Source organism: Citromicrobium bathyomarinum (assembly GCF_038594485.1).
Lineage (GTDB): Bacteria > Pseudomonadota > Alphaproteobacteria > Sphingomonadales > Sphingomonadaceae > Alteriqipengyuania > Alteriqipengyuania bathyomarina_A.
The window spans coordinates 228,021-248,801 of the sequence record NZ_JBCFZG010000004.1 but is presented as its reverse complement, the minus strand read 5'-3'; the positions used below and the strand labels follow the sequence as shown (position 1 = coordinate 248,801).

Genomic DNA, 20,781 nt, shown 5'->3' with positions numbered 1-20,781 from the left:
GGAGATCCTTTCATGACCGAACCGCTTATCTTCGCCGATCGATCGCCGTGTACCGACCTTCCCTATCTCTTCGCAGGGCAGGCCCAGAAAGAGCCAACCGTAAACGAGGCGCTGGCCCGCATCGACGCTCTGCTGAGCCGGTCGGTGGAGGGTGAAAGCGGATCGCCGCCCCCCGATCCGGTCGACGGCGAATGCTGGATCGTCGGCACGGGCGCGAGCGGCCCATGGGACGGGCACGAGGGCGACCTCGCCTTCTTTACCGCCGGCGCGTGGCTGTTCGCATCGCCTCAACCGGGCTGGCAGGTCTATGATCGCGCCGCAGGCTTGCAGCGCACCTGGATCGACGGCTGGCGCGCTCCGACGCTCCCCGGCGAGCCTGCCGGAGGGACGACAATCGACGTGGAGGCGCGCGCGGCGATCGCAGCCCTCATCGAAGAATTTCGCAGTGCCGCCATCGGGGCTTGACCGAAGAACGGGAACCGGGTTCATGGCAAGACGTTGGCGCCATGGGAGGAACGGGAGTAGTACCCGTCTCCAGAGAAAACTCGAACCAGCTGCTGAGGCAATCGTGCAACAGTGCTTTCGCTTTGCTAGAACGGAAGCCTGGCTGCTTGCCTCTTAACTGGGGAAAAGTTAAGTGGGTGCCTCCTGGTGGCTCCCAATCATTGCAAAGGGGATTTTCAGTAATGCGCAATCTTGTCATCGGAATGGCGATGGCTTCGACGGTGCTCGCATCGCCGGCACTTGCACGCGACGACCAATGGTACGTGCAGGTTCAGGGCGGTCCGATGCTCGTTGAAGACCTCGACTTCGACGTGAACGGCCAGGTCGAAAACCTGACCGCCGACTACGACACCGGCTACGATTTCGGTGGTGTGATCGGCTATGACTTCGGTCCTTTCCGGCTCGAAGCTGAAGGCAGCTATCGCGCTGCGGACATCAATTCGATCCAGGTCGGCTCCGAAGGTTTCCCCCTCCAGCTGCCGGGTCTGCCCGTCCGTAGTCTCACTCCGAGCACCGCTCCGGCAGCAGGCGACATCAGCTCGCTGAGCTTCCTGGTCAACGGCCTGTTCGATCTGGGCCCCGACGATGGCCTGCAGGGCTTCATCGGTGGTGGTGTCGGCGTTGCCCGCACCCAGGCGAAGATCTCGATCAACCCGACCAACACTCCGGGTCTCGACGATTCGGACACCGGTTTCGCGTGGCAGCTCCTCGGTGGCGTTCGCGCTCCGCTGACCGACCGCATCGACGCGGGTCTGACCTATCGCTTCTACAACGCGGAAGACGTGCAGCTGGTCGACCTGCTGGGCAATTCGCTCGAAGGTCGTTTCCGTTCGCACTCGCTGCTCGGCACGCTGACCTACAACTTCGGCGAACCTGCGGCTCCGCCGATGACGCCTCCGCCGCCGCCGCCCCCGCCGCCGCCGCCTCCGCCCCCGCCGCCTCCGCCGCCGCCTCCGCCGGCTGTGAAGTGCAACACGGGCCCGTACATCGTGTTCTTCAACTGGGATCGTTCGGACATCACTCCGGAAGCTGCCCAGGTGCTGAACAACGCGGTTTCGGCTTACCAGAACTGCGGTAGCGCTTCGGTTATGCTCGCCGGTTACACCGACCGTTCGGGTACCGAGCAGTACAACCTCGGCCTTGCGGCACGTCGTAACGCTTCGGTCCGTTCGTACATGACCGGCCGTGGCATCCCCGACGCCCGCATCAGCAGCGAAGCCTTCGGTGAAGCGAACCCGCGCGTTCCGACCGCCGACGGTGTCCGCGAGCTGCAGAACCGCCGCGTGGAAATCACGTACGGTCCGGGTTCGGGCATGTAATCGAGCGGACTTCCGCTACGAAACAGTTGAAGGGGCCGGAGCAATCCGGCCCCTTTTTCGTTGTGCGGGTAGAAGGAGATCTGCCCGCCATGATTCATATTCCTAAATCGACGCTCCCCATCGCCAGCGCTATGACTGCGACCGTCGCCCTTTCGGCCTGTGCGAGTATGCCTCCGCCAGCTTCAGAAACGATCGCTACGGCCATGCTAGTCGACGCCACGGGCAATCCCACAGGCGAGGCGCGCCTGCTTGCCATCGGTGATCGGGTGGAACTGTCGCTGACTGCGGAGGGACTAAGCCCCGGCGAGCATGGGTTTCACCTGCACACTACTGGCCGCTGCACGTTGCCCGATTTCAAATCTGCCGGCGGGCACCTCAATCCATCGAATGAAGGGCACGGCCTGCTCGACAATGACGGCCATCACCTGGGGGACCTGCCCAACCTCACCGCCCTCGCCAATGGCACGGCAAGCGCACAAGTGACGATCGACGGCACGCGCAGTTATGTTCTCGACCAGATTTTCGACGCGGATGGCACTGCCGTGGTCATTCATGCCGATGCGGACGATGGCCGCACCGATCCTTCGGGCAATGCCGGATCGCGGGTCGCCTGCGGCGTTCTCACGCGCGGGTAGTGATTGCCGACCTGGACGGCTGGACGCTGCCGCCTAAGCCGCGGCAGCGTCTTCAGACTTGCCGATAGCGATCACACGCTCCTGCGCGGCCGGCACCAGCTTGAGCGCGATCAGCAGCAATATGAGACCGATCGGCGCGCCCCACAGCGTGCTCAGCATACCAAGACCCAGATCCCCGTCTGCCTTCGAAGAGACGAGGCCTGCCAGATAGGGGCCGAGCGCAAGACCGACCAAGGTTGTCGCCAAGAAGAAAGTGGCGGTTGCCACCCCGCGCATCCGTGGCAGGACGAGCGACTGGCTGGTCGCGGCGGCGGCACCCAGGGCGCTAGAGGCAAACAGCTGCGCCGTCGCTGCGAGCACCAGGAACAGCGCCTTGCTGTCGGTGGTGAACATCACCCACACAACGGGTACCGGTGCCAGCAGGCCGAACAGAACCACATACAGGCGCCCAGCGGGCACGCGGGCGAACAGCCAGTCGGCCACCCGGCCCCCTATGATCACCCCGAGGAAGCCCGTCACAGCGGCAGGCGCGCCGAGCAGCAGGCCAAGCTCGCTCTTCGAAATCTCGAACACGCGCTCGCCATAAGGCGCACCCCAATATGACGTCGCGTAGGAGATGAACGCCACCATGCCGTAGCCAAGGATCGTGCACAGGAATGCAGGCGATCCCCACGTGAGCGCGAAGGTAGAGGGATCGCGCGATCGCAGCGCGCTCGCCCAGCTGAAGATGGCGTAGTAACCCAGCGCCAGCAGGAACCACTGGTCCGATATTTCGACACCGATATCGGTCGCCGCCATGATGAAGCCCTGGCCCGTGACCGCGAGCTTGGTGATCAGCCATGCGGCGAAGAAGAACCCGACCAGCCCGGCGAGATTGGCGACCAGCGGCACCATTCCGCGCCGCGCCGCGCCCACGATCGTGAAGGGTGGGATGATCTGCAGAAGTTCTTCGACGAAGCCCTTGAACGGGCGTTCGCTCGGCTCTTCGGTCGGAATCCCGTCGATCAGCCCGCGGACCGGTTCCTTTAGCGTAAAGACCCAAATCGCGAGCAGGATGCCCGGCATGCCCACCGCGATAAACGCCGCCTGCCACCCGGCAAGGCCCAGCGGGCCGCCATCGGGGTAACTCGCGTTCCATTGCTCGACAATCAACCCGCCGATCAGCAGCGAAATACCGCCGCCGACATACAGGCCCGATGAATAAATCGCGAGCGCGGTGGCGCGCAGGCGCGCGGGAAACCAGTCCGAAATCAGCGAATAGGCAGATGGGCTGGCCGTGGCCTCCCCGATGCCGACCCCGACGCGCGCGCCCGACAGCATCGCGGCATTCTTCGCAAAGCCCGACATCGCCGTCATGATCGACCACAGGCCAAGCCCGATCGTCATCAACCGGACGCGATGCCAGCTGTCCGCCAGCTTGCCGAGCGGGATGCCGAACAGCGCATAGAATATCGCAAACGCCGTCCCATACAGGAAGCCGAGGAAGGCATCGTCGACACCGAGGTCCGCCTTGATATCATTGGCAAGGATCGAGAGGATTTGCCGGTCGACGAAGTTGAGGACGTAAACCAGCACAAGAACGCTGAGCGCATACCAACTGTAGGCCGGAACCCGGGCGTTCTCTGCCGCCGCGGGCTTGTCAGTCTCGCTCATAGCATCCCTCACTTTGCGTTATGTTTCGGCAGGATAGCTGAGGCCATCCTCAAGTCCAGCCGCTGCGAACCCACCCTTGCGTAAACGGCAGCTGTCGCACAGGCCGCATGGCAGGCCATCGTCCCTCGGATCGTAGCAAGACCAGCTGAGCGACGTATCGAGGCCAAGCCTCGCCGCCTCTCGCGCGATGTCCGCCTTGCTGAGGAACTGCAGCGGCGCGTCGATCGCGAAGCCGCCGCCCTCGATCCCCGCTTTGGTACCCAGCCTCGCCGCTTCCGCAAACGCCGCGATGAACTCGGGTCGGCAATCGGGATAACCCGAATAGTCGAGCGCGTTGACCCCGATCACGATCCGACCGGCACCCCTGGTTTCGGCAAACGCGGTGGTCAGTGCCAGGAACACCAGATTGCGCGCGGGCACATAGGTGACGGGAATGTCTTCTCCGACGCCGGCCTTGGGCACGTCGATATCGGCCGTGAGCGCGGAACCACCGAACTGCCGCAGGTCGAGCGAGATTTCGGAGTGACTCGCCAGGTCGAGCGCGGATGCAATTGCACGCGCGGCTTCGATTTCGCGCCGGTGCCGCTGCCCGTAATCGATCGTCAACGCGTGGACGACCTGCCCACGCTCTTTCGCGAGCGCAGCAGCAACCATCGAATCGAGCCCGCCGGAAAGCAGGGCAGCAGCAATGTTGGAACGATCTTCGGCAGGCATGACCCGCCGCTAGCGCCTCTTGACGTCAACCTGCAAGGCCGGTTGCGCAGTCAGTCTATCGGCAATTGCCGACCCGGCGTCCTTCCGCTTCGAGCGAGAAGGGTGAACCACGCTCGATCCCGTCGCTGCGAAGCTGCACCAGATCTGGGGATTCGCGGCGAATCTGCGTCCGGCCGTAGCCCGCGCCGTTACAGCTGTACTGCACCGTGGCGCTGGCGCCCTTTTCGTCGACAAGAATACGACGGCAGGTCTGTCCGCGATGGCGAAGCTGCACCAGATCGCTCTCACTGCGCAGGCACACGCGGCGTGGACGCTCTGCGCCCCGCTCGCGAAATTCCCACTCGCCGAGCCTCAACTGGCCGAACAGGGCGGTAGTGGCGGTGCTGGCCGCAAGGGGTGCCGTGAAGATGGCACCTATCGTCAGGCCCAGCGCAGTGGCCGCCCCTAACTTCAGATGTCGCATAACGCTTTTCCTTCACACGTGGCCCACATCAGGGCACCACAAATTGCATCATAGGGGATCGACGACCGATCCAACCTGAACAAATCACGTCACAATCGTGAAAATCTTTGAGCAGAACGCACAATCGACCAAAATGTCCCCGGCTTCGTTGCGCATTTCGGCGCGCTCTTCCTCTGGAAACTGCGCGATGACCGATTGGTAGTGCTCGACGCTGCAACGACAGCCGCGCGAGATCGCCGCACCGGGGAACACCCGAACCTCGTCCTCTTCGTGGAACAGCCGCCAGACCAGCGCTTCGAGCGGGATGGCCGTGTCGAGCAGTTCCTCATGCCGGATGGATGATGCCATCACCTGCACATGCTCCCAGTGGGGGTGCGACAGGCGGACGTGCAACCGCTCGCGCCCCACTTCGCCGTCGGGCAGGTGCTGCGCGAGCATGCCTGCGGCCAGAGTGCGGTCGCCTTCGGTCCGGACCGCGACCCGCAGCAGCGAGGGGACCTGCTCCGATTGCATGAAATAGCTCTCGCACGCCTGTGCCAGGCTATCGCCTTCGAGCGGGACGATCCCCTGATAGCGGCCGCCTTTTGCGGGCACGTCGAAGGTCAGCGCCAGATGCCCTTCGCCGAACAGCGAAGCGAGCGACGGGTTTGCGCCAAGCGTGGCGAGCCGTTCGCGATCGAAATCCGCGTAGCCCCTGATCGCCCCGTTGCGATAGTCGCACACCAGCAGGCGGACGATGCCGTTGCTCGTCTGCGCCTGGATCGTCAGCTGGCCTTCTTCTTCGTCGATCAGGCCGCCGATCAGTGCGGTCACCACCAGCGCTTCCGCCAGCAGGTTGCGCATTGCGGGCGGATAATCGTGGGCAGCCAGTATCTCGGCCAGCGGCTGTTCGAGCCGGACCATCCGCAGGCGCGCGTCCCGGGCAGGGATGGAGGCTCCGAGCAGGCGGTCGGAGAAGGTTTCGCTATGTTGGGAAGTATCGTTCACGCCGCGCTATATGGGGGCGCTTTCGCGCTCCCCAAGAGCCGGCCCGCATCAAAGCTTGCCGAGCGCCCATAGAAGCACGGATTTCTGCGCGTGAATGCGGTTTTCCGCTTCGTCGAACACGCAGGATTGCGGCCCGTCGATCACGCTTTGCGTTACCTCATCGCCGACGTGCGCGGGCAGGCAGTGCAGGAAATCGGCCCCCGGCTTGGCCAGGGCCATCAGCGCATCGTCGACCCGGTAGGGCTGCATCGCGCCCAGCTTGTTCTCGACATTCTCCTGACCCATCGAGACCCAGGTATCGGTGACGATCACATCGGCATCGCGCGCAGCCGCCTGCGCATCCTGCGTCAGCGTAATGGTGGCACCGGCAGACCGCGCAGCATCGACGAAGGCGCTGTCGGGCTCGAACCCTGCGGGGGTCGCGACCCGGACGTTGAACTTGAAGATCCCGGCGGCTTCCAGGATCGAGTGAAGCACGTTGTTGCCATCGCCAAACCACGCCAATTCCAGCCCGGGCAAAGGCTTGCCCTGCTCGATGACCGTCAGAAGATCGGCGACAATCTGGCAGGGGTGCGACTTGTCGGTCAGCCCGTTGATTACCGGCACGCTGGCGTAACGGGCCATTTCCTCGACCTTCGCGTGATCATCGGTGCGGATCATGATCGCATCGACCATCCGGCTGAGCACGCGCGCCGTATCGGCGATGCTTTCCCCCCGGCCAAGCTGCATCGAGCCGCCTTCCATCACGATCGCGCTACCCCCAAGCTGGCGCATCGCGATGTCGAAGCTGACCCGCGTGCGGGTGGAGCTTTTCTCGAAGATCATCGCCAGTACGTGGCCCGCCAGCGGCGCGTCGGCGTCCGCCTTGCCCTTAGGCCAGGCCTTGCGGGCACCCTTGCGGTCGATCGCGTCGTTCAGCATCGCGGCGAGCGCATCGCCGCCCGCGTCCGACAGGTCGAGGAAATGGCGCGTGCCCATCAGCTGGCGTCCGGCACTTCATAGTCGGCCGCACCCGCCGAAAGCTTGTCGAAGAACTCGTCGATCTCGGCGTCGCCGATGACGAGCGGCGGAAGGACGCGCAGCGTGTTGTCGCCCGCCGCCACGGTCAGCAGCTGGTGCTTGTCGCGCAGGTGCTGGAAGAACGGGCGGCTTTCCACCTTCATCTTGATGCCCAGCATCAGGCCTTCGCCGCGCACCAGTTCGAACAGTTCGGGATAATTGCCGATGAACTGTTCAAGCTTGGCTTTCAGCCGCGCGCCGGTGTCGCGTACATGCTCGAGAAATTCGTCGTTGGCGACGGCTTCCATCACCGCGGTGCCTGCAGCCATCGCCAGCGGGTTGCCACCATAGGTCGAGCCATGCGTGCCGAACGTCATCCCGCGCGCGGCATGTTCGGTCGCCATGCATGCGCCCAGCGGGAAGCCGCCCCCGATTCCCTTCGCGGTTGCGACGATATCGGGCGTGATGCCGTAGAGCTCATGCGCGTAGAGCTTGCCGGTACGGGCGACGCCGCACTGCACCTCGTCGAGCACCAGCATCAGCCCGTGTTCGTCGGCCAGATCGCGCAGGCCCTGCATGAATTCCTGGCTGGCGGGGCGAATGCCGCCCTCACCCTGGATCGGTTCGACCAGGAAACCGGCGGTCTTGGGGCCGATCATCGCCCGCGCCGCTTCCAGATCGTCGAACTCGCAATACTTGAAGCCTTCGAGCAGCGGCAGGAAGCCGTGGTGCATCTTCGCCTGGTTGGAGGCGCTGATGGTGGCCATCGTGCGCCCGTGGAACGCGCTGGTGAAGGTAATCAGCTCGGTGCGCGCCGGATCGCCGCCTTCGTGCTGGTGGAACGCGCGCGCGGTCTTGATCGCGCATTCGACCGCCTCGGCACCCGAATTGGTGAAGAACACCGTATCGGCGAAGGTCTTGTCGACCAGCATCTGCGCGAGGCGTTCGCCCTGCGGGCTGCCATAGAGGTTGGAGACATGCATCAGCGTTTCCGCCTGCTTCTGGATCGCGCCGATCAGCCCTTCGTGGCTGTGGCCGAGCAGGTTGACCGCGATGCCGCTCGCGAAGTCGAGATAACGCGTGCCGTCCTCGTCGATCAGGTGGCAGTGTTCACCCTTTACGGGGCGGACGTCGCAGCGGGGATAGACGGGCATCAGGGCGGGGATCGACATGGCAACTCCGAAAAATTCAAACCGGGGAACGACAAATGGCGGCCCCGCGAGGGAACCGCCATTCGCGAATGACCGGCGATCTATTGCGTCAGCCGGGCCGGGTCAAACTCATGATCCGGGCCCGCGCCGTCACCGACCTCATTCCTGTACGGGAACGAGGTTGACCGCCGAATACTTGCCTCGTCGGTCGACTTCGAGATCGAACTCGTAACGTTCGCCTTCGTTGATCTGCGAAAGACCCGAACGCTCGACCGCGCTGATGTGGACGAAGGCATCGGGCTGGCCGTCATCGCGGACGAGGAAGCCGAAGCCTTTCATCGCGTTGAAGAACTTGACCGTGCCGGTCGCCTTCTCGCCGGTCAGCTCACGCCGGGGCGGGCCGCCTGCCGCATCGCCGCCGGGAGCAGCTGCGCCACCGCCGGTGACGGGGATGACGTCGCCGACCACCTGCAGATCCTGCGCGGAGATCTTGCCGCCGCGATCGACCAGGTTGAATTCCAGCTCCTGCCCTTCGGCTAGGCCTTCGAGACCGGCGCGTTCGACGGCACTGATGTGCACGAACACGTCGTCTCCGCCGCCTTCCTGCTGGATGAAGCCGAAGCCCTTCTGGCCGTTGAAGAATTTCACCTGGCCCTTGCCGGTGCCGACGACCTGCGCGGGCATGCGGTTGAAACCGCCGCCGCCGCCACCGCCGCCACGCGGGCCGCCGCCGCCGAAGCCGCCGCGACCACCGCCGCCGCCACGATCCTGGAAGCCACCGCGATCCTGGAATCCGCCACGGTCCTGAAAGCCACCACGGTCGTTGTATCCGCCGCCGCGATCGTCGAATCCGCCGCGATCCTGGAATCCCCCGCCGAAATCACCCCCGGGAAACGGCTCGAAACCGTCTTCGCCGATGTTGTCCCGCTTGTCGCGACCGCGCCGACGTCCTTTATCGTAACCCATAACTCGCCAAAAACCTTGTTACTTCCATCCGCCCTTAAACCGAAACACCGGCAGGCGCGGACGGCCACTTACCGGCATTGCTATCGGGCAAACGATCGACGTTCTCGCCGCAAATCCCCCGCCACGCACCGGTGACCCATACCGCAGAACGCAGGCCAGCGCGAACCAAATCGCACGTGCACCCATATTCCGCAGAAATATGACAATCTCGAAGATGCCAGGACCCGCCTCTTCTTGCGCGTTCGCACACCAGACGGCATGTCACGCAGCCGATGGAGAGGCAAATGACACCCGGCGACTGGGCCCAACGCGCACCGGAGGGAACGGGTCGTCGATTCGCGGCACGCTTCGCCCCTGCCCAGCGCCGCTGCGCGAGCCGCTGAACGGATGGAAGGGCAAACCCTCCAGCTGATCGGCTCGCTCGCCGCGATCCTCGTTCTCGCCGGAATCGCGTGGGCGCTCAAACTCGGCCACTCCACGCGGATCGAGGGCGCGCAGCACGCCATGGCGCTCGCCAGCGAGGCCGATAGCGGCTTCGATCCGGTCGAAGCAGCGGTCTCGCGCGATGGTGACGGCGCGATCGTGGCGGACAAGGCGGGCCGGATCATGGTGCTGCGCGGCCACGGCGCGCAATTCGCGGGGCGTGTGCTGGAACCTGGCAGCGCTACGCAGGTCGAGACCCATTCCCTGATCGTCACACCTGCCGATCGGCGCTACGGCCCCGTCACGCTCGACCTTGGCGATGAAGCACAGGCTTGGGCGTTGCGCATCGACGCGCTACACAAGCAGCCCGATGCCTGATTTTTCGCCCGTCGATTACGCTGTTCCCGGCTTCGTCCTGCTCGTGCTGGCTGAGATGCTGTGGGCACGCTGGAAAGCGCCGCAGGCTTACGAGCCGAAAGATACGCTGGTCAGCCTCGCCTTCGGGCTCGGCAGCACGGTTGCCGGGCTGCTGCTCGGCGGATTTGCACTGGCGGTGTTCCTCGCCGCCTACGAGGTGCGCTTTTTCACCATCGGATGGGCATGGTGGGCGTGGCCGCTTTGCTTCGTTCTCGACGATCTCAAATATTACTGGGTCCACCGATTCGGCCACCGCAGCCGGTGGTTCTGGGCAAGCCATGTGAACCACCATTCCAGCCAGCACTACAACCTGAGCACCGCGCTCAGGCAAACCTGGACCGGCGCGTTCACGCTGGGCTTCGTCTTCGCGCTGCCGTTGGTGCTTATCGGCTTCCATCCGGTGATGATCGCGATCTGCGGAGGGTTCAATCTGATCTACCAGTTCTGGATCCATACCGAGGCGATCGACAGGATGCCGCGCTGGTTCGAAGCGGTGATGAACACGCCCAGCCATCACCGCGTGCACCACGCAACCAACCCGCGCTATCTCGACCGCAATTACGCGGGCGTGTTCATCGTGTGGGACAGGATGTTCGGCACCTTCGAGGCGGAGCGGCCGCACGACGAAGAACCGATCCGCTACGGCATCGTCAAGCAGCTGGGCAGCTTCAACCTGCTGTGGGCGGTGTTCCACGAATGGATCGGGATGCTGGGCGACATCTGGCGCAGCCCCTGGAAGCACAAGCTTTCCTACCTCCTGCGCGAACCGGGCTGGAGCCACGACGGCAGCCGCGAGACTTCGGACATGATTCGCGCACGGTGGGAAGCGCGGCAGGAGCAGGCGCATCGGGCCGGCACGCAGCCATCTGCTGAACAGCCTGGCCCGAGCACAAGGGAAAAGCCGATTGCGGGTCCGCGCCGGGCAGCCTAACCTTTCCGTAAACGGATAGGGGAGAGGAACCCGATGGACCAATATGATTACATCGTCGTCGGCGGTGGCAGCGCAGGCTGCGCGGTCACCGGGCGGCTCGCGGTCGGTGGCCAGCGGAGCATCTGCCTGATCGAGGCGGGTGGTCGCAACAACACCGTTGCCGTCAAGACTCCCGGGATGATGCCGTTCCTGCGCAACTCGCAGAACTATCGGTACGAAACCGTGCCGCAGAAGGGTCTGAACGGACGCGCGGGATATCAGCCTCGCGGCAAGGGACTGGGCGGCTCCAGCGCGATCAACGCGATGATCTACATCCGCGGCAACGCGTGGGATTACGATAACTGGGCAGCGATGGGCTGCGACGGGTGGGCGTACGACGATGTCCTGCCGTGGTTCATGAAGGCCGAGGCGAACGAGCGCGGCGCAGACGAATATCACGGGGCAGGCGGGCCGCTGTTCGTTTCGGACCAGCACTGGACCAACGAAACCAGCCGCGCCTTCGTGAGCAGTGCCGCCGCCTTGCAGCTGCCGCAGACGCAGGACTTCAACGGCGAACGGCAGTCAGGCTTCGGCATCTACCAGGTGACCCAGCGCAAGGGCGAACGCTGGTCCGCATCCCGCGCCTATGTCGAACCGATTCGCAATCAGGAAAATCTCGATATCCGCACCAGGACGCTGGTCGAAAAACTGGTGATCGAGGGTGGTCGCGTCACCGGCGTTGCGATCCGCAAGGGCCGCCACCGCGAAACGATCTACGCGCGGCGCGGGGTGATCCTGTCGGCGGGTGCGTTCAATTCGCCGCAGATCCTGATGCTATCCGGCATCGGGCCGGGCAATCACCTGCAGGCGCATGATATCCCCGTTACGATCGATCGCCCGGCGGTCGGCAGCAACCTGCAGGATCATATCGACTACGTTTCGAGCTGGGAGAGCGCCAGCCGCGTGCCGATCGGCAATAGCCGCGAAGGAACGATGCGAATGCTCGGCGCGATTCTGGAACATCGCCGCAAGCGCACCGGCGTGATGACCACCCCTTATGCCGAGGCGGGCGGGTTCTGGACGGTGGGCAGCGATGCGCCCTGCCCCGACGTGCAGTGGCACTTCGTACCCGCGATGCTGGAAGACCATGGGCGCGAGAAGGTGAACGGCCACGGCGTCTCTCTCCACGCCTGCGTGCTACGCCCCGAAAGCCGCGGGACCGTGCGCCTCGCCGGTCCCGACGCTGGCGATGCGCCCGCAATCGATCCCAATTTCCTCGACGATGATCGCGACATGGCGGTGCTGCGTGCGGGCGTGCGCCTGTCGCACCGCATTGCCGAGGCACCGCCGCTGGCCGACTACGAACTGACCGACAGGCACCCGGTCGACCTCAACGACGATGCCGCGCTCGACGCGATGATCCGGGCCCGCGCCGACACGGTCTATCACCCCGTCGGCACCTGCCGGATGGGATCGGATGAAGAGGCGGTTGTCGACCCGAAGCTCAAGGCGCGCGGGATCGATGGCCTGTGGATCGCCGACGCTTCGGTGATGCCCAAGATCGTTTCGGGCAACACAAATGCCCCCTCGATCATGATCGGGGAGCGGTGCGCCGATTTCGTGATGCAGGCGGAGAGGGCGGCCTAGCGCCACCCTCTCACCACTACATGTCTCAGGAGCCCTGCGTCGTGACCGGCAGGCCAAGCGATGCGAAAATGTCGTCGGTCGGCTCGATCTCGGGCGGGGTCGGGTCGATCGTGCGGCAATAGCCGGGCTCGATCGAGGTTTCGATACACACGAAGCGGTCGTATTCGAATTGCGCGCGCGCCCATGCGTTGGCCCCGTCCCGGCGCGTGTATTCGCCGTAAACCGAGTAGATCGGGCTGTTCTTCTTCTCGCTCTGCCGCTCGACATTGCGCAGCGTTCCCGAACGATAGGCCTTGCCCGGATCGACGAAATAGCTCTGCAGCTCGAGGATCGCGTCGAGCCGCGCTTCGCCGGCACCATCGCCGAATACGATACCGCCCAGCCGGTCATAGGCGCGGACGAGTTCCAGATCGCGCTCGCGCTGGTAGAAATCGACCGTGTTCACTCCGACCGTTTCGAACACCAGTTCGATCTGTTCGGGTGCATTGGGCACGCTGCGGACCGAGCCGATGAAGGCTTCGCGGTCGCATCGGCCGCTCCACACGGAACCGTCGGTGGTGTCAAACAGGCGGCAATTGGCACCGCTGCGGCGGCCGATCAGGGTCGACGGGCGCATCCCGCCTGTGCCGCGATACTGGCCGCGCACGATGTCGCCATCGAACTCCAGCTCGGCCTGGAAGCTGCCGCCGATCAGTTCGGGGCAACCGCCTTCGCGCTTCGGACAGGTGGTATCGGTGCGGCGCGGGGTTCCGGGAACGGTCGCCCGTACCTCCCCGCTGTGGTTGCCGAAATACTGGACCTTGCCGTGGAAATCGTCCGGCAGGCCTTCATCGGCAGCCGGAACCACCACCTGGGCCGCCGCTGGCGCAACCCCAAGTATGGCGAGAGAAAGTGCGAGAAACAGCGAACGCATTGAGGTTGGCTCCTCATGATTGCCTATGGCGTTAACCATATCATGATCCTGCCACATTCAGAAGCATTGCTTTGCTGAAGGCAGGATTTACGCCGCAAGATCCAGCGGCGATGGCCGGGTCAGCCGCCGATGTAGCGATCGGTGGCGCGCGTGGGCAGTCCGTCGATGCTGCTGGTACGGCCCGCCATCTTGGCCTCCCACTGTGCGGGATCGGCCTGCGCGTGTGCCTTCTTCAAAGTCGACCGTTCCTCGCGATACTCCATGAAGGGAACGCCCCACCCGCACGAGGTCTGCACGCTCTCCACGTCGATCACGAAGATTTGCCGAGTGCCGGGCAGCAGCGTGAAATGCGCTGCCAGCGCGTCCCATTCGGCATCCTGCGGCAGCACCGGACGGCCCCGACCGTAGATCCGCAGGATCAGCGCGGGCTGCTCGAAATTGCAGAACATCACCGTGATGCGCCCCCCGTTTTCATGGACATCCGCTGCGAGATGCGCGTGGGTCTCGTTTCCCGAACCGCCAAGGTCGAGATAGGCAACCTCGTTCGGCGCGAGCACACGAAACGCGTCGTAACCCTTGGGGCTGAGGTTGATCCGCGCATCGGGCGCGGCGGTGGCGACGAAGAAGACCGGCTGCTTCGCGATCATCGCGATGTGCTTGTCCGTCAGCGTGTCGAAGAAGTCGGCCATGGGGCAGATTTACCGCAAGCCGCATTGGCCGTCACCCCCGCGAAGGCGGGAATGACAGGGTGGGTTTTACCGTTCCTTGGTCGCGGAGAACTTCAGGTCCGGGTTCTTCTCCGCCTGGTAGTTCACGTCCCACGGGCTCTTGGCGAGAAACACCATGTCGCCGTCGCGATCCTTGGCGAGGTTGGCGCGGTTGAACTTCTCGAATTCCTCGAGTGCCTTGTCCTCGCCCTTCACCCAGCGCGCGGTCGCGAAGGGTGCAGGCTCGAGCGCGGCCTCGACCTTGTACTCGGCCTGCAACCGCGAGATCAGCACCTCGAGTTGCAGCTGGCCCACCACGCCGACGATGTGCTGCGCGCCCAGCTCGGGGTAGAAGACCTGGATCACGCCCTCTTCGGAGAGATCGTCGAGCGCTTTCCTCAACTGCTTGGTCTTGGTCGGGTCTTTCAGTTGCACGCGGCGCAGGATTTCGGGTGCGAAGTTGGGCAGGCCGGTGAAGCGCACCTCGTTCTTCTCGCTCAGCGTATCGCCCACGCGCAGCGTGCCGTGGTTGGGGATGCCGATGATGTCGCCGGGGTAGGCATTGTCGGCAATCTCGCGGTCCTGCGCGAAGAACAGGATCGGCGAATGCACCGCGATCGGCTTGCCCAGCCCGCTCGGCGTCAGCTTCATGCCGCGTTTGAAGGTGCCCGAAACCTGCCGCATGAAGGCGATCCGGTCGCGGTGGTTGGGGTCCATATTGGCCTGCACCTTGAAGATGAAGCCGGTGACTTCGTCGCGGTCCGGCGCAATCTCGCCCTCGTCGGTCGGCTGCGGGCGCGGGGCGGGTGCGTATTTGGCGATCGCATCGATGATCGCGGTGACGCCGAATTCCTTGAGCGCGGAGCCGAAATAAACCGGCGTCAGGTCGCCATTGCGATAGGCCTCGAAATCGAACGGGGCATAGCCCTCGCGCGCCAGCAGCCCTTCCTCGGCCACCCGCGCAACGCCATCGGCGGAGAGATATTCGGCGAGCTTTGCGTCTTCGGGCCCGTCGACCTTCACGGTCTTGCCCTGGAATTCCTTGCTGTCGCCTTCGGGCAGATACAGCTCGTTCTCCTCGAAGTCGTAGACGCCTTCGAACAGCCCGCCCATGCCGACCGGCCAGCTCATCGGCGCGGTGTCGAGCGCGAGCTTTTCGGCAATCTCGTCGAGCAGCTCGAACGGCTCGCGCCCTTCGCGGTCGATCTTGTTGATGAAGGTGATGATCGGCACGCTGCGCAACCGGCAGACCTCGAACAGCTTCAAGGTCTGCGCCTCGATACCCGCCGCCGCGTCGAGCACCATGATCGCCGAATCGACCGCGGTCAGCGTGCGGTAAGTGTCTTCGGAGAAATCCTCGTGCCCCGGCGTGTCGAGCAGGTTGAAGGTGATCCCGTTCCGCTCGAAGGTCATCACCGAGGACGTGACCGATATACCGCGCTGCTGCTCGATACTCATCCAGTCGGACCGCGCCCGCCGCGCCGCTCCGCGCGCCTTGACCTCGCCCGCAAGATGGATCGCGCCGCCGCGAAGCAGCAGCTTCTCGGTCAGCGTGGTCTTACCCGCGTCGGGGTGCGAAATGATCGCGAAGGTACGGCGTTCGGAGGTCATAGGCGTTACTTATCTTTCCGTTCGGGCTGAGCTTGTCGAAGCCCTGCCCTTCACTTCGGGAGCTGCGCTGAAGAAAATGCAGCCCTTCGACAGGCTCAGGGCGAACGGAGCTTGCTAGGAATCCCGCGCCACGCGGAAGCCCGCGAAGTCCTGCGTCACCGGCATGATCTCCAGCCGGTTGACGTTGAGATGCGCGGGCAGTTCGGCGACCCAGCGAATCGTCTCGGCAATATCCTCGGCCGTCATCGGGTGCGCGCCCGCATAGAACTCGTCCGACTTGTCCTGGCTGCCGGTGCGCACGGTGGTGAATTCGGTCTCGACCATGCCCGGCTCGATACTGGTCGCGCGCACGCCGGTGCCGTGCAGGTCCGCGCGCAGCGCCAGCGTGAAGTGGTTCACGAAGGCCTTGGACCCGGCATAGACCGCCCCGCCGGGATAGATGTAGCTGCCCGCGACCGAGCCGATGTTGACGATCGCGCCCTTGCGCTCGATCAGGCCGGGCAGCAGCCTGCGCGTGAGGCCCAGCAGCGCGACGACATTGGTGTCAACCATCGTGTGCCAGTCGGCAAGGTCCGCCTCCTGCGCCGCGTCGAGCCCTGCGGCGAGGCCCGCATTGTTCACCAGCAGGTCGATATCCGACCAATCATCGGGCAGGCCGTCGAGCGCGGCGTTACGCGCCTCGGCATCGCGGACGTCGAACACGAGGCCGAGGAAGCGATCCGCGCCAAGCTCTTGGCCCAATGCATCGATCCGCTCCTGCCGCCGCCCGGTGCCGATCACGCGCCAGCCATTGGCGGCGAGAGTGCGCGCGGTGGCCTGACCGATGCCTGCGGTCGCTCCGGTAATCAGTGCGGTTTTCATTCTGCTTCAACCTTCGAGGAAATAAATTCCAGTGAGATACGTGGCGATACGTGGCTTGTGAGCGGAAGCCGATAGTCGTTGAAGGCCAAGCGTGCTCGGAATTTCACTTCTTCATAGTGATCAACAATGTCGCGGACGCTGATCGAAAGAAGCTCTTTTGAGACGTCAGGGTTGTCGAGAACTACCCAGACGTACGCCTCCGGGCAATTATTACCCGAGGCATACATGCCGTGCGCGTCATTGTAGATGTAACCCCGGACCAAGAGCTCCCTGCCGAGCAGTTCATCTTGGCGGGATTCAAGCTCACATACCGACACGCTATCTGTTGGCTCTTCCGCATTCGTAGCGCCACACGGTACGACCATCAGCAGCGCGGTCGCCAAGAGCACCTTCATGCGCGCAACTCCGCTCCGGTTTTCGTCGCCGCCTTCACGACCGCATCGGAAATCGCTTTCAGCTCTTCATCGGTGAAGCTCTTCTCGCCCGGCTGGAGCGTGACTTCGAGCGCGAGCGAGGTCTTGCCCTCGGGCACGCCCTGCCCGTCGAACCGGTCGAAGATGCGTGCATCGACGATCCGCGCCTTGTCCGCGCCGCGCACCGCCTTGACCAGATCGCCCGCAGGCAGCGAGCTATCGACCAGGAAGGCGAAGTCGCGCGTCACCGGCTGGAGCGCAAGCGGGCTGTAGGTCGAGCGGGCGAATTCGGCGTTCTTCTTCGCCGGGATCGCGTCGAGGAAGATCTCCGCTGCGACCACCGGCCCGTCGATATCGAACGACTTGAGCGTGGCGGGATGCAGCGCGCCGAAGCGGGCGAGCACCTTCTTCGGGCCGAGCCGCAGCGTCGCCGACTGGCCGGGGTGGAACTGCGGTCCAGCTTCCCCCATCACCATCAGGTTGTCGACCGGCGCACCGGCGGCTTCGAGCAGCGCGAGCGCTTCGGCCTTGGCATCATAGGCGTCGAACCCCTGCGCCTTGCCAGTCGCCCAGCCACGCGGCGTCTTCTCGCCCGCGAGCACGAGGCCCAGCGTCGCGCGTTCGTCGCTATGGCCGCCTTCCCCACGGAAATAGCGCCGCCCGATCTCGAACAGCCGCGCACCTGCCGCGCCGCGATCCGCCGCCCGCTTGGCCGCGGTGAGCAGGCCCGGCAGCAGCGAGGGGCGCATGGCCTTGAGGTCTTCGCTGATCGGGTTGTCGAGCACCCAAAGATCGGCCCCGTCGGCGAAATGCTCGGCCTCCGGAACGGGCAGGAAGCTCCACGTCACCGCTTCGTGCAGACCGCGTGAAGCCGCCGCACGGCGCAGCTTGCGCTGGACCAGCTGCTCGGGCGTGGCGGTCGGCCTGGCGACGCCGGGCGCGCGGGTCAGCGGGACGCTGGCGACCTTGTCGAGCCCTTCGATCCGGACGACTTCCTCGACCAGATCGGCAGGGCCTTCGATGTCGTGACGGCGCGGCGGGCAGGTGACGGTCCAGTCGTCGGCCACCTTGAAATCGAGCGCGGTCAGGATCGCGCGCTGGCGGTCTTCCGGCACCTCGACGCCGCCAAGCTTTGCCGTGCGTGCCGGATCGAACTGGACGACCTTGGGCTCGACCGGCGGCTGGCCTGCGCGCACCACTTCGGTGGGCGTACCGCCGCAGGTCTTAACGATCAGCGAGGTCAGGATCGCGAGGCCTTCGTCGAGGAATTCGGGGTCCACGCCGCGCTCGAACCGGGTGCGCGCATCGCTCGTCAGGCCCAGCTTGCGGCCGGTGACGCCGATCCGCGCCGGATCGAAATACGCGATTTCGAGCAGCACGTCGGTGGTGGCTTCGGTCGCACCCGAATGCTCGCCGCCCATGATCCCCGCGACGTCGTGCACGCCCGCATCGTCGGCGATCACGGTCATCGTGTCGTCGAGCGTGTAGGTCTTCTCGTTCAGCGCCTCGATCTGCTCGCCGTCCTTCGCGCGGCGGGCAACCACCGGGCCGGTGAGCTTGGCAAGATCGTAGACATGCGCAGGCCGCCCGAAGGAAAGCATCAGGTAGTTGGTGCAATCGACCAATGCCGAGATAGGCCGCTGGCCCGCCGCCTTCAGACGACGCTGCATCCACTCGGGGCTAGCACCGTTGCTCACGCCGCGGATCACGCGGCCGTAGAAGGCGGGGCAGCCCTCGGCATCGTCGGTGCGGATCTCGACCGGGCAGGCGCCTTCGCCCGCGATCTCGTCCGCCTCGACCGGCTTGAACGTACCCAGGCCCGCCGCCGCCAGATCGCGCGCAATGCCCATCACGCCCATGCAATCGGGCCGGTCGGGGGTGATCGCCACGTCGATGATCGGCGAGGCGGTGTGATATTCGGCAAAGCTCGCGCCGACCGGGGCATCGGCGGGCAGCTCGATAATGCCGTCGTGTTCCTCGCCCAGCTCCAGCTCGCGGACCGAACACATCATGCCGTTCGATTCGACGCCGCGAATCTTGGACTTCTTCAGCTCCATGCCGTTCGCAGGCACGACCGCGCCGGGCAGGCCCAGCACGCCCTTCATCCCCGCGCGCGCATTGGGCGCACCGCACACGACCTGCAAAGGCTCGCCCTCACCGGTGGAGACGGAGAGCACCTGCAGCTTGTCGGCATCGGGGTGCGGCCCGGCGGTGAGCACTTCGGCAACGGTGAACCCGGCGAGTTTGTCCGCCGGATCCTCGATCCCCTCCACCTCGTGGCCGATTGCGTTCAGCGTGTCGGCAATCTCCTGCACCGAGGCATCGGTTTCGAGGAAATACTTCAGCCATTCGATCGAGAACTTCATGCGCGCGCTCCCACACCGCCCGAAAGCGTCGGTTGGTCGAAGGGCGAGAAGCCGTAGTGCGACAGCCAGCGGGCGTCGCCATCGAAGAAGGCACGCAAGTCGTTCATTCCGTATTTGAGCATGGCAAGGCGGTCGATCCCACAGCCAAAGGCAAAGCCCTGATATTCATCGGGGTCGAGCCCGGCAGCTGCAATCACCCGCGGGTTGACCATGCCGCTGCCGAGCAGCTCCATCCACGCATGGCCTTCGGCATCGCCGTGGCCGCCGACCACGCGGCGGCCGCCTTCGTTGGAGTAGCCGACATCGACCTCGACCGAAGGCTCGGTGAAGGGGAAGTAGGACGGGCGCAGGCGCAGGACGATATCGTCACGCTCGAAGAACGCCTTGAGGAAGGTCTCCAGCGTCCATTTGAGATGGCCCAGATGGATGTCGCGGTCGATCGCGAGTCCTTCGATCTGGTGGAACATCGGCGTGTGCGTCGCATCGCTGTCCGACCGATAGGTCCGGCCCGGCGCGATGATCCGCACCGGCGCGCCCTCACCCACCATCGTGCGGATCTGCACCGGCGAAGTGTGCGTGCGCAGCAGCATGCGGTTTCCGTCCGCATCGCGTTCGGGGAAATAGAAGGTGTCCATTTCCGCGCGCGCCGGGTGCGTTTCCGCCATGTTGAGCGCGGTGAAATTGTGCCACTCGTCCTCGATCTCCGGCCCGGTGGCGACCGCGAAGCCGAGATCGGCGAAGATTTCCGCCAGCTCGTCCATCACCTGGCTGACCGGGTGGACCGATCCTTGCGGCGTTTGCGGCGCGGGCAGCGTCAGGTCGAGAACTTCGGTCGCCAGCTTCGCTTCGAGCGCCGCGGCTTCGAGCACCGCCTTGCGATCCTCGATCGCGTCGGCAACGCGCGCGCGCATCCCCTGCAGGCGCGGCCCTTCGGTCTGGCGTTCCTCGGGGCTCATCTTGCCCAGCGTCTTCATCAGCGCGTTGAGCCAGCCCTGCTTGCCCAGCGCCTCCACCCGGATCGCCTCGAGAGTGTCGAGATCGCCCGCGGCATGCAGCCGCTCCAGCGTCTGCGTAACTTGTGCTTCGTGTTCGGTGCTGTCAGCCATTATCGTCATTCCTGCG

20 protein-coding genes are annotated in these 20,781 nt (G+C 64.7%); 6 read left to right on the top strand and 14 right to left on the bottom strand.

Going from position 1 to position 20,781, the window contains the following annotated elements; all coding sequences use genetic code 11:
- The first annotated feature begins 12 nt into the window (after positions 1 to 12).
- The 3 genes from AAG591_RS06830 (at position 13) to AAG591_RS06820 (ending at position 2,458) form a co-directional block, all read left to right on the top strand.
- A complete protein-coding gene (locus AAG591_RS06830) occupies positions 13 to 465 on the top strand; it encodes a DUF2793 domain-containing protein (protein WP_342530335.1) in 453 nt (150 codons plus the stop codon).
- A 221-nt stretch (positions 466 to 686) separates the two neighbouring features.
- A complete protein-coding gene (locus AAG591_RS06825; RefSeq protein ID WP_342530334.1) occupies positions 687 to 1,823 on the top strand; it encodes an OmpA family protein in 1,137 nt (378 codons plus the stop codon).
- Between the two features lie 89 nt (positions 1,824 to 1,912).
- Positions 1,913 to 2,458: a superoxide dismutase family protein gene (locus AAG591_RS06820; protein ID WP_342530333.1), complete on the top strand. Its 546-nt coding sequence runs from the start codon at positions 1,913 to 1,915 to the stop codon at positions 2,456 to 2,458.
- Between the two features lie 33 nt (positions 2,459 to 2,491).
- On the opposite strand, the gene AAG591_RS06815 is transcribed toward AAG591_RS06820, so the two are convergent.
- The 7 genes from AAG591_RS06815 to AAG591_RS06785 all read right to left on the bottom strand — a co-directional run bounded on the left by AAG591_RS06815 (position 2,492) and on the right by AAG591_RS06785 (position 9,391).
- The gene (locus tag AAG591_RS06815; RefSeq protein WP_342530332.1) at positions 2,492 to 4,111 is read right to left on the bottom strand and encodes an MFS transporter; all 1,620 of its coding nucleotides are present in this window, start codon (positions 4,109 to 4,111) and stop codon (positions 2,492 to 2,494) included.
- 18 nt (positions 4,112 to 4,129) lie between these two features.
- A complete protein-coding gene (gene queC / locus AAG591_RS06810) occupies positions 4,130 to 4,825 on the bottom strand; it encodes a 7-cyano-7-deazaguanine synthase QueC (protein WP_342530331.1) in 696 nt (231 codons plus the stop codon).
- A 55-nt stretch (positions 4,826 to 4,880) separates the two neighbouring features.
- A complete protein-coding gene (locus tag AAG591_RS06805) occupies positions 4,881 to 5,288 on the bottom strand; it encodes a DUF3617 domain-containing protein (protein ID WP_342530330.1) in 408 nt (135 codons plus the stop codon).
- Between the two features lie 84 nt (positions 5,289 to 5,372).
- Positions 5,373 to 6,275: an Hsp33 family molecular chaperone HslO gene (hslO, locus tag AAG591_RS06800; RefSeq protein ID WP_342530328.1), complete on the bottom strand. Its 903-nt coding sequence runs from the start codon at positions 6,273 to 6,275 to the stop codon at positions 5,373 to 5,375.
- Between the two features lie 48 nt (positions 6,276 to 6,323).
- Entirely contained in the window at positions 6,324 to 7,253 is a 930-nt protein-coding gene (gene argF / locus AAG591_RS06795; protein WP_342530327.1) for an ornithine carbamoyltransferase, read from the bottom strand.
- Positions 7,253 to 8,446 carry an aspartate aminotransferase family protein gene (locus AAG591_RS06790; RefSeq protein WP_342530326.1) on the bottom strand — a complete coding sequence of 398 codons (1,194 nt, stop codon included), beginning with the start codon at positions 8,444 to 8,446 and terminating at the stop codon, positions 7,253 to 7,255. Before AAG591_RS06790 ends, argF begins: the two co-directional genes overlap by 1 nt.
- Before the next feature lie 138 nt (positions 8,447 to 8,584).
- Positions 8,585 to 9,391 carry a cold-shock protein gene (locus AAG591_RS06785; RefSeq protein WP_342530325.1) on the bottom strand — a complete coding sequence of 269 codons (807 nt, stop codon included), beginning with the start codon at positions 9,389 to 9,391 and terminating at the stop codon, positions 8,585 to 8,587.
- Between the two features lie 387 nt (positions 9,392 to 9,778).
- Between AAG591_RS06785 and AAG591_RS06780 the strand changes: the two genes are divergently transcribed.
- From AAG591_RS06780 to AAG591_RS06770, 3 genes are read left to right on the top strand one after another with little or no spacing between them, the layout of a single operon-like run.
- Positions 9,779 to 10,192 (top strand): hypothetical protein, encoded by a 414-nt coding sequence (locus AAG591_RS06780; RefSeq protein ID WP_342530324.1) that lies wholly within the window; start codon positions 9,779 to 9,781, stop codon positions 10,190 to 10,192.
- Complete coding sequence (locus tag AAG591_RS06775) at positions 10,185 to 11,162, top strand: sterol desaturase family protein (protein ID WP_342530323.1); 978 nt, start codon at positions 10,185 to 10,187, stop codon at positions 11,160 to 11,162. Before AAG591_RS06780 ends, AAG591_RS06775 begins: the two co-directional genes overlap by 8 nt.
- Before the next feature lie 33 nt (positions 11,163 to 11,195).
- The gene (locus AAG591_RS06770) at positions 11,196 to 12,788 is read left to right on the top strand and encodes a GMC family oxidoreductase (RefSeq protein ID WP_342530320.1); all 1,593 of its coding nucleotides are present in this window, start codon (positions 11,196 to 11,198) and stop codon (positions 12,786 to 12,788) included.
- A gap of 25 nt (positions 12,789 to 12,813) precedes the next feature.
- Here AAG591_RS06770 and AAG591_RS06765 read toward each other — a convergent pair whose 3' ends face one another.
- From AAG591_RS06765 to pheS, 7 genes are all read right to left on the bottom strand, one after another.
- Entirely contained in the window at positions 12,814 to 13,701 is an 888-nt protein-coding gene (locus AAG591_RS06765) for a hypothetical protein (protein ID WP_342530319.1), read from the bottom strand.
- A 119-nt stretch (positions 13,702 to 13,820) separates the two neighbouring features.
- A complete protein-coding gene (locus tag AAG591_RS06760; RefSeq protein ID WP_342530316.1) occupies positions 13,821 to 14,390 on the bottom strand; it encodes a pyridoxamine 5'-phosphate oxidase family protein in 570 nt (189 codons plus the stop codon).
- Positions 14,391 to 14,456: 66 nt separating this feature from the next.
- Positions 14,457 to 16,019: a peptide chain release factor 3 gene (locus tag AAG591_RS06755; protein WP_342530314.1), complete on the bottom strand. Its 1,563-nt coding sequence runs from the start codon at positions 16,017 to 16,019 to the stop codon at positions 14,457 to 14,459.
- 114 nt (positions 16,020 to 16,133) lie between these two features.
- A complete protein-coding gene (locus AAG591_RS06750; protein WP_342530313.1) occupies positions 16,134 to 16,880 on the bottom strand; it encodes an SDR family NAD(P)-dependent oxidoreductase in 747 nt (248 codons plus the stop codon).
- Positions 16,877 to 17,275: a hypothetical protein gene (locus AAG591_RS06745; protein WP_342530310.1), complete on the bottom strand. Its 399-nt coding sequence runs from the start codon at positions 17,273 to 17,275 to the stop codon at positions 16,877 to 16,879. Before AAG591_RS06745 ends, AAG591_RS06750 begins: the two co-directional genes overlap by 4 nt.
- Positions 17,272 to 19,659 carry a phenylalanine--tRNA ligase subunit beta gene (pheT, locus tag AAG591_RS06740; RefSeq protein ID WP_342530308.1) on the bottom strand — a complete coding sequence of 796 codons (2,388 nt, stop codon included), beginning with the start codon at positions 19,657 to 19,659 and terminating at the stop codon, positions 17,272 to 17,274. Before pheT ends, AAG591_RS06745 begins: the two co-directional genes overlap by 4 nt.
- Complete coding sequence (pheS, locus tag AAG591_RS06735; RefSeq protein WP_342530306.1) at positions 19,656 to 20,765, bottom strand: phenylalanine--tRNA ligase subunit alpha; 1,110 nt, start codon at positions 20,763 to 20,765, stop codon at positions 19,656 to 19,658. Before pheS ends, pheT begins: the two co-directional genes overlap by 4 nt.
- Positions 20,766 to 20,781 lie beyond the last annotated feature (16 nt).